Genomic DNA, 12,375 nt, shown 5'->3' on the forward strand with positions numbered 1-12,375 from the left:
TTATGAAAAAGATGTTTACCATTCTTATCAGTTTTTTAAGTCTAGTGTTCGTACTAGGGAGTCGGACAGTATTCGCAGAAACTTCAGAGCAAGAGAACCATACATTTACACAACACTTTCAAAATCCGACAACATCACTTACAGGAACTTCTGTAAAAGCAACGATGTATTTCACAAAAATCGATTATTGGGATGTAAAAAAAGCAACATTGAACTTAAAATTTCAAATTACTCAGCTTGAGAATTCTCAAGAATCTGATTTGACCGTTGCAGTCAATGGCGTAAAGTTTTTCTCTTTTAGGCCTAAAAATACAACAGAGATCCAAGAGCAAGAAATTACGATTCCACTCGATTTAGTTCAAGGAACGAATACTTTGACGGTTGAAGGGCAAATCATCAATCATCCAGTTGAAGATTCATATACGTTGATTGAAACACCAGCGAACTGGCTGACGATTTATGAAGGATCAAACGTCAATTTTCAATATGATCTTATATTGCCGGAAGCAAGTATTCATTCATTTTATAACCACTTTATTGGAGCAGACACAATTGCTAATGCACAAAGTGTGATCTTGATTCCAGAAGACGCTACTGAAAAAGAATTATCTGCAGCAACTTATGCTCTAGCAGGGGTTTCTAGAATCATCACAACAAAAAATGAACTATTGCAGTTGGATTCCTTAAAAGGACAGCACGAGCAACCTTATCAGCTGATCGTCGGACTTTATGACAAGATTCCTGAAGAATATCGTGGTCAGATCGATGATAAAAATTTAGAAAACGAAGCTGTTTTGAAACGTTTTGAATCTGATGGTAAGCATATTTTAGTGGCAACGTCAAAAGATGAAGCACTATTGATCAGAGTGGGTCGTTATATTGGCAATGAAGAATTGATGACACAAACAGAAAAAACGGAAAAAAGAATCACGAAAGATACATTGACATTTACGTCATCTCTAGAATTTGACGGTACGTATCCATTGACATCCAGTGGTGATAAATTGAGCGGTGTGAATCATCAAGAACAAGTTTACTTCGTCAATTTACCCGCCGATCAAAATAATGCAAATGGCAGTTCGGTTCATTTGAATTTTAAATATGCAGATAATTTAGACTTTGACAATTCATTAGTCACAGTCTCGGTCAATGATCGTCCGATCGGAAGTCAGCGTTTAAGTGCAGCTAAAGCTAATGGAGATGAATTTTTAGTCGAATTTCCGAATAATTTAGGGATCGCTGATAGCTTCGTCTTAAAAGTTAGTTTTGATTTAGTCGTTGAAAATCCGGAAAATATCAGAAGCAATCAAACCCCGTGGGCTTATATAGAGAATACCTCTAATGCCTTTATTAAAACGCAGGAGCTTGATACGATGCTTTTTACAAACTATCCTAATATGTTTGTCAAAAGTCACTCGTTTGCTGATTTAGGTGTGGTGCTTCCTGAAAAGCTTAATAAAGATTATTTCAAAACGTTGACTAATGTATTTAATTTGATTGGGAATTACGCTCAAAGTAATGTTGGAGAGATCACCTATTATAAAACAAAACCAAAAGAATCAGTGTTATCTTCACACAACTTAATTGTTTTAGGAACACCAAATGACAATGCGTTGATCAAATCGTTGAACAATGACTTATTTTTCGCTTATGATAAGTCATTCTCTACATTCATTTCGAACGAGAAACTAAGTATTGAAGAAGATTATGGGAAAAGTATTGGAACCGCACAGCTACTCTTTTCACCTTTTGAAAGCAAAGCGGCCATGTTGATTTTGACAGGAACGACTCCTGAGAGTGTTTTTCTAGCTTCGACCCAAATTGCCACTGAAAAAAACACCTCGACATATAAAGGCGATGCACTTGTTGTCGATAATAATTACAAACGCTATGACTACCGCTTTAAAAAAGAAGTCAGTCAATCACAACAAGAAAACTTGGGTCAAAGAATCATTAACAATCAAAAGCTAGGTATTTATTTCGTGATTTTCCTACTTGTAGTCATAATTGTAGGGTTGTCCGCATTCTTTATTTTGAAAAAAAGCACTAAAGGGGGAAACGTTGATGAAACTGAATAAACGCTATACAAGTACGATCATGGATTTATCCCTTTTGTTTTTTATCAGCTTGGTCTCCATCACTGTCATTTTTGTCAGTATAGGAAATAACGGCTTTTTCATTGACTTGATCAGTTTGTTGATTACGTTGATTTTGGTGATCATTACTTATTTTACAGGAATTGTTTCGGGATTGATTTTCACATTGATTTTTGTTTTTGTTCAGTTAGGTTATGTTTCCTATCAGTATGTATTTATGAAGCAATTTACTTATGCTTCGCTATTTTGGCTGATCATTCCCCCGTTATATTGCTTGAGTATTTTTCTGATTACCTATCAAGTACGTTTATTAGAAAAAGAGAATGGGCGATTAAAAAAGAATAATGTACAATACAATGCACTGGATGCTGACACACATTTGAGAACGTTAACGTTGTATGAAAGTGATTTTTCAATGTTTGTCAATCTGTCTCAACGTTTTCAGACAGATTTATATACGGTAGTAGTGCGTATTCGCTATTGGGACAGCCTCAAGAAATTGATGACAGAAGAACAGACCAAAGAGTTGCTGAAGATGATCACGCGCGTCTTTCAAGAAAGCTCCGATCAAAGCAGCAGTTTATATATGGTCAATCAAGTAACGCCAACCTGGAGTTCTTATGCATTTTCAACGAGTGAGTCTGTACGTGTCTTTCGTGAACTTTTGAAGGAGCGTTTCTTAGAAGAACTGGAAAAATCAACCAACTTGAATAACTTGACGATCGACTTGCTTGTTTCTCAGGCGAAATATGAACCTGAAGAAATGACAAAGGCATCAGATTTTCTTTCTGAAGCTCTGAATGGACTTCAATATGATGTCTAGTTATAATAAAGGGTATAGATTGGAGGGAATTATATGAAAAAACTCGCAATCACTTTAGTAACGATTTTTGCAGCAATCTCTTTAGCCGCGTGTAGTGGTAATAAGAAGACAGCCGAATCAGGAAGTGAAGACACGACAATGAGCAGTCAAAAAAATCAAACAACCAATACAAGCTCTGATGCGAAAGAGGATCAGGAATCAATTTTTACGGCAGTTTTAGTGGAAGATGCCGTACAGAATGAGACTGTTGACCAGTCGATTCGTCTTTTCTTAAATGAAGTAAAGGCAGTTGAGGATCCAGAAGAAATCATCGGTACAATGAAAAATGATGGTGTTATCTTGAATGTCACGGAAGAACAATTGGCAGAAGGGCTTACAGAAGACCAATTAAAAGCTGGCGATAGTGTTAAGTTTACACTAAAAGGGCTACCTGTAATGACGATGTCGATTCCACCGCAAATCGCAGGAAATGCAGTGGTTAAAGTTGAAAAAATTTAAATAAGTTTAAAAGATCAGGCACAAGGTTTGTGCGTGATCTTTTTGTTTGCCTGCATAACTGTTGCTAAAATCAGTGATTGAGTTATCATAAAAGAAGAGAGAAATTGATTATTTATCCATTGTTTTTGTTTGACCTTTACTGACTAAATGAGTATAATTGATTTATAAGGTCAAAATTGATCAGTGATTTTGGCCTTATAAATAGTCCAAAAGATGTACTGCTTTTTTAATCAAGAAACGGTACTATTTATATAGATTATTTAAACAAACAATCTTTTTAAAAGTTGAAGATCAAATAGATCAGTAGTTTAGTTGTCTGTCAGAGTTAAACGAGCCTGATCAGCTTTTAAATTTAGGAGGGAATTCTATGAACATCGAAAAAATGACTACTACGTTACAAGAGGCGATCGCTGAAGCGCAGCAAGTTGCAGTTACTCGTCGTCATCAGGAAATCGATATTGCTCATTTATGGAAGATTTTTTTACAACCGAATCATTTTGGTCGTAATTTTTATACGGATGCAGGGGTTGATGTCGAAGCTTTTGAGCGAGAGGTAGATAAGGCATTAGACGAGTATCCAAGCGTTCAAGGTGGGAATATTCAGTATGGTCAAAGCATGAGTCAAAATTTGTTTAACCTATTGAACGAAGCAGATAAATTAAGAGAATCTTTTCAAGATGAATATTTGGCGACTGAAATCGTAGTATTAGCGTTGATGAAACTTAAAAATTATCGGTTGACAAAATATTTAATAAACCAAGGTATTTCAGAAAAAGAATTACGTAAAAACATTGAAGACATTAGAGGGGGCGATCGTGTGACTTCTAAAAATCAAGAAGAGCAATACAAAGCATTGGAAAAATATGGTGTGGATTTAGTCCAACAAGTGAAAAGCGGCAAACAAGATCCAATTATTGGACGAGACGAAGAAATCCGCGATGTTATTCGAATTTTATCTCGAAAAACAAAAAATAATCCGGTATTGATCGGTGAGCCAGGTGTTGGTAAAACAGCGATCATTGAAGGTTTAGCTCAACGGATCGTTCGTAAAGATGTGCCTGAAAACTTGAAAGATAAGACGATCTTTTCTTTGGATATGGGCGCATTGATCGCGGGCGCAAAATTCCGTGGAGAATTTGAAGAGCGCTTGAAAGCTGTCTTAAAAGAAGTGAAGAAAAGTGATGGACGAATCATCTTGTTCATTGATGAAATCCACAATATTGTTGGTGCTGGTAAAACAGAGGGAAGCATGGATGCAGGAAATCTATTGAAGCCAATGCTAGCTCGTGGAGAATTGCACTTGATCGGGGCAACCACATTAGACGAGTACCGCCAATATATGGAAAAAGACAAAGCATTAGAACGACGTTTCCAAAAAGTATTGGTAAAAGAACCAACGGTAGAAGATACGATCAGTATTTTACGTGGATTAAAAGAACGTTTTGAGATCCATCACAGTGTGAATATTCATGATAATGCCTTAGTCGCAGCTGCTACTTTATCAGACCGTTATATCACGGACCGCTTTTTACCAGATAAAGCAATCGATTTAGTCGACGAAGCAAGTGCAACGATTCGTGTGGAAATGAATTCGATGCCGACTGAACTAGATCAGGTCACTCGTCGTTTGATGCAGTTAGAAATTGAAGAAGCTGCATTGAAAAAAGAATCCGATGATGCAAGTAAGAAACGCCTAAGTGCTCTACAGGAAGAACTCGCTGATTTGCGTGAAGAAGCAAATGCCATGAAAATGCAGTGGGAAACAGAAAAAGAAGAGGTCAATGCGGTCAGCAACAAGCGTGCTGAAATCGATAAAGCCAAACATGAATTAGAAGATGCTGAAAACAATTATGATCTTGAACGTGCTGCAGTGCTGCGCCATGGAACGATTCCACAGTTAGAAGAAGAATTAAAAAATTTAGAAGCAAAAAATGCAAAAGATAACGTCAAAATGGTTCAAGAAGCAGTGACAGAAAACGAAATTGCTTTGGTTGTTGGCCGTTTGACAGGCATCCCTGTAACGAAGTTAGTTGAGGGTGAACGAGAAAAATTAATGAAATTGAACGAAACACTGCATAAACGTGTTATTGGACAAGATGAAGCAGTTGATGCAGTCAGTGATGCGGTGATCCGTTCAAGAGCAGGCTTGCAAGATCCAAATCGGCCATTAGGTTCCTTCTTATTTTTAGGACCAACCGGCGTAGGGAAAACAGAACTTGCTAAAGCCTTAGCAGAAGATTTATTTGATTCCGAAGATCATATGGTGCGGATCGATATGAGTGAGTATATGGAAAAACATAGCGTGTCTCGTTTAGTTGGAGCACCTCCAGGTTATGTTGGTTATGAAGAAGGCGGGCAATTAACCGAAGCCGTTCGCCGTAATCCATACACGATCGTTTTATTAGATGAGATCGAAAAAGCTCATCCTGACGTATTCAACATTTTGCTTCAAGTCTTAGATGATGGGCGTTTGACAGATTCTAAAGGCCGTGTTGTTGATTTTAAAAATACAGTCTTGATCATGACCAGCAATATTGGTTCTCAATTACTTCTTGAAGGTGTTACACCCGAAGGAACGATTCCTGAAGAGGTAGAAGAACAGGTGATGACGATTTTACGTGGAAACTTTAAACCTGAATTCTTAAATAGAATCGATGATACGATTTTATTCACTCCTCTAAGTTTGGATAATGTCAAAGGAATCATTGAAAAAATGACAGAACAGCTTTCTAAACGATTGGAGCATCAAGAAATTGAATTGGTCATTTCTGATGAAGCGAAAACCTGGATCGCTGAAAGTGGTTATGATCCGGCATATGGTGCTCGTCCTTTGAAACGATTCATTACAAAGGAACTGGAAACGCCACTAGCCAAAGAAATCGTTTCTGGCAGAGTATTACCAAAAACAAAAGTAACGATCAGTCTATTGAACAATCAATTAGTCTTTGAAAATGAAGTATTTGAAGAGTAAGTCTAATGATTTGAAGTTGTAAAAAGAATGTTTGCACAGTGACCATTTTAACTAATATGTTTGTTAATCAAATTTAGAATGCGGGAGAAAGGAACATACTACTTTTTCCTGCATTTTTTATAGCTAAAATAAAGCTTTTAAACCTTTGAATACAAAATGATTGCGAAAAATCATTTTTACTATAAAATAATTAAGAGTAGAGGAGTGGAGTGAGCGTTTTGGAAAAAATGAAAGAGCGTGTCGTTATGCTTGGCGATGCAATCATAGCAATTATTATTACGATCATGGTCTTGGACTTGCCAATCAAATTAAATCAAGCGGGTAATATTGAATTTGAGCTATTATTTCCTTCTGTGGGCATCTATTTTATTAGTTTCTGTTTCGTTGGGAATTTTTGGTATCAAACGGCACAAGTTTTTAATCTTGTTAATAAAATCAAAAATAAAGATTTTGTGGTCTATATGATTTTGATGTTCTTTCTTTCTCTTGTACCAGCGTTTACTAGATTGTTGATTGAAGATACAAATAGAGAGATTGTCCTCATGTATGGACTGTTGACTTTTATCGTTACTATCTTTTTACAAATCTTACTTAACTCGTTGGAGCAACAGATCAATGAGGAAAAGAAAGTGAAAGATGGAGTTCAACGCAAAATCAGATTTAAACATCGAGGAACTTTTGTTTTTAGAATTTTTCTTTTAGTGTTAGCTTATTTTTATCCTAAACTAGGACTTGTTGTATATCTTGGTTTACCAATTTTTGGCTTTTTACAAAATATCATCACACATGAGGAAGATATTTATGTCGATCAAATGAATGACGAACAAAGGCAGTATTATTTTCAGTCACAAAATCAGCCTTGGGACAACGGCTTTCAAAAATATGCCGCTTTAATACGTTCGTCTATGAATAATGCCCAAGGTGCGCAAAAAGATCCTGAATGGTGGCGACAATTCAACCATCAGTGGCAGTCAGAAGTCGATCGTAAAATTGCGACAATCGATAAAGAACTTGCTAAAACAGAGGATCCGTCACAAAGGCAGTATTTAAATCAGAAAAAAGAAAAACTAGAAAATCAAAGAAAACAAATTGACGATTATGCAAAAATGATCTCAGACAAACACCAAAGACCACGAGAGTCAAAAGAGGGATGATATGGAAAAAAAGAGCAGACGATTGGAAGAGCAGCTATGTTTTTCCTTACAAACAGTAAATAAGCAATTTAATCGAATGTATGCAAAAGCACTCAAACCATTTCATTTGACCTATTCGCAGTATTTAGTTTTACTTGTTTTATGGGAGCATTCTGATCAACGGATCACTGACCTAGGAGAAAAACTGGCACTAGATACAGGAACGTTGACACCGATGCTGAAAAGAATGGAAGCAAGCGGATATATTCATCGTAATCGTTTAGCTAAAGATGAACGGATCGTGATTATTTCTCTTTCTGAAAAGGCAGTCGAATTGGAACAGGAAATTTACGAAAAAGTAGAAAGCTGTTTGACACAGCTAGACTTTAAAGAAAATGATTATTTTTCTTTGATCAAACAAATCAATGATCTAAGTGGACAAATTGCCCAGATCGATCATAGAATATGACTAAAAAAGGGACTGGGGCTTTTGTGCGCCAGTCCCTTTTAACAAATACAGGGTGAAAACAGAAGGAATTCTATTGAAAATAGAGTGAATTTTTTGAAGCAAAGTAATGTACTTTCTCAAAAATATTGTGTACAATATAATTGTATGATAGGTAAATAAAAATTTCATAAATTGGAGGAAAAGAGTATGAAAAAAATTTATTCAACAACAATCATCAATACTGGTGGAAGAGAAGGTGAAGTATATTCGCCTGACAAATCATTCAGCTACGAAGTAACTTCACCCGGTCCCCATAAAGAAAATAAAACCAATCCTGAGCAACTATTTGCTGCTGCGTACAGCTCTTGTTTCAATAGCGCTTTAGAACTTGTGATGGGACAAAAGAATATCCATTCTAAAAGTACTGTGAAAGCAACAGTTTCTTTATTCAGTGATGAGGAAACGGGCTTCCAAGTTGGTGTTGTTTTATCTGTCAAAATTGATGACGTGGATCATGCGACAGCTGTTGAATTAGTCAATACAGCACATCAAGTCTGCCCATATTCAAAAGCAACAAAAGGAAATATTTCTGTAGAGTTAGAAGTGGAATAAGTAATTTGAACATTAAATGAAAAGAACGAAAGAGTGAGCATATTCTCGTCACTCTTTCGTTCTTTTTTCTATAGATTTAATAGTAGTAATGCAGCAGCGGCAGCACCGTCATCTTCTCCGTTGTATGAGCCGATCGTGTCACTTGATAGGAATCCTGTTTTTTTATAGATCTTTCCATTCCCGTATGAACCAACTGTTTCGCTAGAAAATGTACCAGTTTTTCGGTAGATTTTTCCATTCCCATACGAGCCGATGGTATCACTAGTCATGAAACCAGTTTTTCGATAAATCTTTCCATTACTGAATGAACCAATTTTTTCACTAGATAATACCCCTGTCTTTTTATAAATACTACCAGAGTCATAAGACCCCACTTTTTCACTCGAAAGCATTCCTGTTTTCTTGTAAATCGATGCCATGATACTATCTCCCTTTTTTTACTGTGAAGCCATTATTTTGCTTTTCTAAACGCATACGCTTTAAAATAATCAGGATCATTGCGTTTGATAAAACTATAAAAAGTTAAGAGCAGTGCACCAACTGTATTTGTCAGTAAGTCGCCCATCGTATCCATCAAAGCTGCACGCCCGACATATGGTTGTCCAGCCTCAGTCATGTACCGCTGTAAGTTCATATTTCCAATCGAATCGCACAAAAACTCCCAAAATTCCCAAAAAACACCACACAAACCAGCAAAAGCAAAGCCCATTATAATAAAGAGCCAGGGACTGATTTTGGAAAAGTCAGCCTCTCTCAAGCAATAACCGATGATTGCATAGCCAACAGCTACCAGTAAGATGGGACTGACTGCATGCAGAATTTTATCCCAAAAGGGTACAATGATGATCAATCGTAACCCTGTACCGAGAAACACAGCGATCCAAAGAAAAAACCAATAGTAAAGTCGAACCATTTTTGGAAAAATCAAACCAGTGAATTTTGTAAAAATGAAAGGAACAAAAATAACTGCGATTCCTGCAATCATTTCAACAGTTAATAATAGGTATTGTTCTTTAGGCTGAACGATAAAACTTTTGACGATATTCACTAATAAAGTAATAAAGCCAAAAGCGAGTAAAAAATAGAACGCCCGTTTCTCTTGTTGATCTTCAAATTCTATTTTCATAAAAAAAACCTCCTGATTTATACGATGCTCTATTTTTTTAGATGTTCTTCGATCAAAGATAAAAATGTCTGTTCGTCTGTTGCTACCGTTCCATTTAATTTTAATAAACCAACGGTATAGAGATTCAAGTAGTGAAATTGATTTTCAGCGGTGTCATTTAGAGCATCTAATTTTTTTTGATTATCTGCCCCTTGTTGACGTGTATCTGTATATAATCCAACCATCGGAATATTTTTGGCATAGGCTACACCAATTTCAGAAGCGACCCCAGGATCGATGACAGCACCATCTAAAACAGCAACCAGCAAGTCGCTTTCAAGGACTCGTTCGGTATCAGCGAGAGCGATCATTTTGCTGTCAGCATAAGCCGTCTTATCGTTGATTGCACCATTTTCTTGTGGCAGATAGACCTTGATTTTATCATCTAGCGCACGAATATTCTTGACTAAATAGTCATTATAAAGTAAGTCTGCTTTCGCAAACATAGGGCCGGCAAAATAAATTTTCATCTTATAAGTTCCTCCAATAATTGTTTATAGCTACTCGTTAAAAAAGTACTCAAAAATAATCGCTAAAATAGGCTTCCTGATCGGGAATGATTCGTTCTAATGAATGCAAGGTTTCCTTATCAGTGATCAGACGTTCGATTCTGTGAAGATAGGTTGGTCTTCGATAATTCATCAAAAGACAAGTCAGCGTTTGAATATCGACCGTTACAGGCTGTCCTAAAGGTTCATCGGAAATAGTGACTTGATCTTCTTCATCCCACATCAAACTGAAAATACCATTGTTCCATTCAGCCACTGGATCACTGACCACGAAGTGAAACGGCTTGGCAGTACTTGAATACGGATAAGCTTGAAGCATTTCTTTGACATCAACGATTCGCGCCATGTAGTAAGGTTCGATCGTCTCTTTGATTTGACTATCCTCTAGTAAAAAAGCAAGTGGTTCATTTTTATAAATATCGCCAGTCGCCCAATAGATCATTGAAAAATGAGCGGAGATAAAGTTCCATAAGCCGTTTCGGGCTTCCTGATTGATATAAAACATTTCTTTGATGTGAAACACTTCTTCAGCAACCCAATAAAATAAGACGCCTAAAGGCTCCTGATTCGCACCATAATATACAGCGGCCGTTCGTTCTTCTTCATTCTCAAAGCGCCAGTATTCTTCCCAATTGAACTCACTTCGAATCAACGCACCATGATTCTGACGGGCAAATTTTGCATAAACTGAAAAAACATCCTCATGATCTACATTGACCCGCTCTACCATTCCAGGAACATTTACTTGTTTAGGCAATTGTGTATCGCGAATCTTGAATGATAGTTTGTCAGACATGATTTCCCAGCCTTTTCTGCGATAGTAGGGAATATTATATGGATAAAGGTAGGAGATCCATTGTTTATCCTGACGCATATTTTTGAGGGCTAAATGAATCAGATCCTGCATCAATCCATGATTGGCATATTCAGGATAGGTACCGACTCCAGTGACACCGCCCATTTTGAACAAGGTACCATGGATGTTGACTTCACAGGGATAAATAGCGATTTGAGAAATCAATTTATCTTCGTGAAACCAGCCAAAAACTTTTGATTGTTCCAAAATTGGCTGTTTGGATTTAATCAATTCCTTTTTACTTTCATAACCACTTTCTTCTAAATCTGCTTCTGTAAATTGGAAAACATAGCTCAATAACTCATTGAACTGATCCACGTATTTTTCATCAACAACTTTTAACTCTAAATTTTCTCTGAACTCTTTTTGGTCCATTTTTCCATCTCCAATTAATTTTCTATCCTCAGTATATCAAAAAAAATGGAATATACAGAGTATTTGCTTATTAAAAAAGAATTAAGAGCCAATCAATTGCCTTAAAAGTATGATAGTCTTTGATGAGAGGAGATGGTTTGATGAAAAAGAAGCTTTATTTATTACGGCATGGTGAAACAGAGTTTAATAAAAAAGGGATCTATCAGGGAATTTTAGATTCTCCTTTGACGGAGGCTGGTATACAGCAAGTTCAGGCCAATGCTTTTTTACTTAAACGAAAGTTGGCAGCTGTTCAAGACCAGCAGATTCTTTTTCTATCAAGCCCATTGGGTAGAGCTGTTCAAAGTTCAAAGCTGATACAGCAAATATTGGACCGCAAAGAAGTAAATATAGTAACCGATGAACGTTTAAAAGAAGTCGATGTTGGTGAGTGGAATGGTAAAAATAGAGATCAAATACAAGCACAACAGCCAAAAATTGAGTCAGATACATTTAATTGGTACTTTAAAGCACCAAATGGCGAAAGTCTCTCTGATGTAATGACCCGTTGTAATGAATGGATAGCTGATCTAGAAAAAGTTGAGGAAGAACATGTGATCATCATGGCCCATGGACTTCTTGGAAGAGTATTGCGAGGCTGTTTCTCAAAGCTGAAAGAAGAAGAGTTCTTAAGTTTAGAAGTGCCGCAAAGAGGCTTTTTTTTATTGGAAAACCAACAATCTACATATGTGACAGACCATTTTGAAGAATGGGAATAGATTGTTTATGGTATAAGTCATTTTGATTCATGGGAAAGTTCTTTAATTCTAAGCAAAACCTTGCTATAATGGTAAGTGCTGATTGAAAATGATCGGAGCTAAGAGTCATTGCTAAAAGCGTTGAAAAAGCA

Annotated in this window: 12 protein-coding genes; 8 read left to right on the forward strand and 4 right to left on the reverse strand. The window is 36.6% G+C overall.

From position 1 onward, the window contains the following. Nucleotides 1-2: 2 nt before the first annotated feature. The 7 genes from CC204_RS02160 to CC204_RS02190 all read left to right on the forward strand — a co-directional run bounded on the left by CC204_RS02160 (nucleotide 3) and on the right by CC204_RS02190 (nucleotide 8,581). Nucleotides 3-2,078, forward strand: coding sequence for a cellulose biosynthesis cyclic di-GMP-binding regulatory protein BcsB (locus CC204_RS02160; RefSeq protein ID WP_088268603.1), 2,076 nt, complete (start codon nucleotides 3-5; stop codon nucleotides 2,076-2,078). Continuing rightward, nucleotides 2,065-2,919: a diguanylate cyclase gene (locus tag CC204_RS02165; RefSeq protein WP_088268604.1), complete on the forward strand. Its 855-nt coding sequence runs from the start codon at nucleotides 2,065-2,067 to the stop codon at nucleotides 2,917-2,919. The genes CC204_RS02160 and CC204_RS02165 overlap by 14 nt, the downstream gene beginning before the upstream one ends. Before the next feature lie 33 nt (nucleotides 2,920-2,952). Continuing rightward, nucleotides 2,953-3,417 (forward strand): hypothetical protein, encoded by a 465-nt coding sequence (locus CC204_RS02170; RefSeq protein ID WP_088268605.1) that lies wholly within the window; start codon nucleotides 2,953-2,955, stop codon nucleotides 3,415-3,417. 367 nt (nucleotides 3,418-3,784) lie between these two features. After that, nucleotides 3,785-6,388 carry an ATP-dependent chaperone ClpB gene (gene clpB, locus CC204_RS02175; protein WP_088268606.1) on the forward strand — a complete coding sequence of 868 codons (2,604 nt, stop codon included), beginning with the start codon at nucleotides 3,785-3,787 and terminating at the stop codon, nucleotides 6,386-6,388. A 227-nt stretch (nucleotides 6,389-6,615) separates the two neighbouring features. Continuing rightward, nucleotides 6,616-7,542, forward strand: coding sequence for a TMEM175 family protein (locus tag CC204_RS02180; RefSeq protein WP_227011252.1), 927 nt, complete (start codon nucleotides 6,616-6,618; stop codon nucleotides 7,540-7,542). Between the two features lies 1 nt (nucleotide 7,543). Beyond that, nucleotides 7,544-7,990, forward strand: a complete 447-nt coding sequence (locus tag CC204_RS02185) for a MarR family winged helix-turn-helix transcriptional regulator (RefSeq protein WP_088268608.1) — start codon at nucleotides 7,544-7,546, stop codon at nucleotides 7,988-7,990. A gap of 186 nt (nucleotides 7,991-8,176) precedes the next feature. Continuing rightward, a complete protein-coding gene (locus CC204_RS02190; protein ID WP_087639932.1) occupies nucleotides 8,177-8,581 on the forward strand; it encodes an organic hydroperoxide resistance protein in 405 nt (134 codons plus the stop codon). Between the two features lie 68 nt (nucleotides 8,582-8,649). Here CC204_RS02190 and CC204_RS02195 read toward each other — a convergent pair whose 3' ends face one another. The 4 genes from CC204_RS02195 to CC204_RS02210 are packed head-to-tail and all read right to left on the reverse strand — an operon-like array spanning nucleotide 8,650 to nucleotide 11,486. Then, nucleotides 8,650-9,000 (reverse strand): hypothetical protein, encoded by a 351-nt coding sequence (locus CC204_RS02195; RefSeq protein WP_088268609.1) that lies wholly within the window; start codon nucleotides 8,998-9,000, stop codon nucleotides 8,650-8,652. Nucleotides 9,001-9,032: 32 nt separating this feature from the next. Next, the gene (locus CC204_RS02200) at nucleotides 9,033-9,707 is read right to left on the reverse strand and encodes a DUF2238 domain-containing protein (RefSeq protein ID WP_088268610.1); all 675 of its coding nucleotides are present in this window, start codon (nucleotides 9,705-9,707) and stop codon (nucleotides 9,033-9,035) included. A 29-nt stretch (nucleotides 9,708-9,736) separates the two neighbouring features. Beyond that, entirely contained in the window at nucleotides 9,737-10,216 is a 480-nt protein-coding gene (locus tag CC204_RS02205) for a nucleoside 2-deoxyribosyltransferase (RefSeq protein WP_088268611.1), read from the reverse strand. A 49-nt stretch (nucleotides 10,217-10,265) separates the two neighbouring features. After that, a complete protein-coding gene (locus tag CC204_RS02210) occupies nucleotides 10,266-11,486 on the reverse strand; it encodes a GNAT family N-acetyltransferase (RefSeq protein WP_088268612.1) in 1,221 nt (406 codons plus the stop codon). Nucleotides 11,487-11,626: 140 nt separating this feature from the next. On the opposite strand from CC204_RS02210, the gene CC204_RS02215 reads away from it, so the two are divergent. Then, entirely contained in the window at nucleotides 11,627-12,244 is a 618-nt protein-coding gene (locus CC204_RS02215; RefSeq protein ID WP_157894227.1) for a histidine phosphatase family protein, read from the forward strand. Nucleotides 12,245-12,375 lie beyond the last annotated feature (131 nt).

The sequence above is a fragment of the Enterococcus wangshanyuanii genome, assembly GCF_002197645.1.
GTDB lineage: Bacteria > Bacillota > Bacilli > Lactobacillales > Enterococcaceae > Enterococcus_L > Enterococcus_L wangshanyuanii.

What these genes read in the sequence shown, in the direction of transcription:
- CC204_RS02200 (WP_088268610.1), bottom strand. Translation starts at nt 9,707, where the DNA reads ATGAAAATAGAATTTGAAGATCAACAAGAGAAACGGGCGTTCTATTTT.
- CC204_RS02210 (WP_088268612.1), bottom strand. Translation starts at nt 11,486, where the DNA reads ATGGACCAAAAAGAGTTCAGAGAAAATTTAGAGTTAAAAGTTGTTGAT.
- CC204_RS02170 (WP_088268605.1), top strand. Translation starts at nt 2,953, where the DNA reads ATGAAAAAACTCGCAATCACTTTAGTAACGATTTTTGCAGCAATCTCT.
- CC204_RS02160 (WP_088268603.1), top strand. Translation starts at nt 3, where the DNA reads ATGAAAAAGATGTTTACCATTCTTATCAGTTTTTTAAGTCTAGTGTTC.
- CC204_RS02215 (WP_157894227.1), top strand. Translation starts at nt 11,627, where the DNA reads ATGAAAAAGAAGCTTTATTTATTACGGCATGGTGAAACAGAGTTTAAT.
- CC204_RS02190 (WP_087639932.1), top strand. Translation starts at nt 8,177, where the DNA reads ATGAAAAAAATTTATTCAACAACAATCATCAATACTGGTGGAAGAGAA.
- CC204_RS02185 (WP_088268608.1), top strand. Translation starts at nt 7,544, where the DNA reads ATGGAAAAAAAGAGCAGACGATTGGAAGAGCAGCTATGTTTTTCCTTA.
- clpB (WP_088268606.1), top strand. Translation starts at nt 3,785, where the DNA reads ATGAACATCGAAAAAATGACTACTACGTTACAAGAGGCGATCGCTGAA.
- CC204_RS02195 (WP_088268609.1), bottom strand. Translation starts at nt 9,000, where the DNA reads ATGGCATCGATTTACAAGAAAACAGGAATGCTTTCGAGTGAAAAAGTG.
- CC204_RS02180 (WP_227011252.1), top strand. Translation starts at nt 6,616, where the DNA reads ATGAAAGAGCGTGTCGTTATGCTTGGCGATGCAATCATAGCAATTATT.
- CC204_RS02165 (WP_088268604.1), top strand. Translation starts at nt 2,065, where the DNA reads ATGAAACTGAATAAACGCTATACAAGTACGATCATGGATTTATCCCTT.
- CC204_RS02205 (WP_088268611.1), bottom strand. Translation starts at nt 10,216, where the DNA reads ATGAAAATTTATTTTGCCGGCCCTATGTTTGCGAAAGCAGACTTACTT.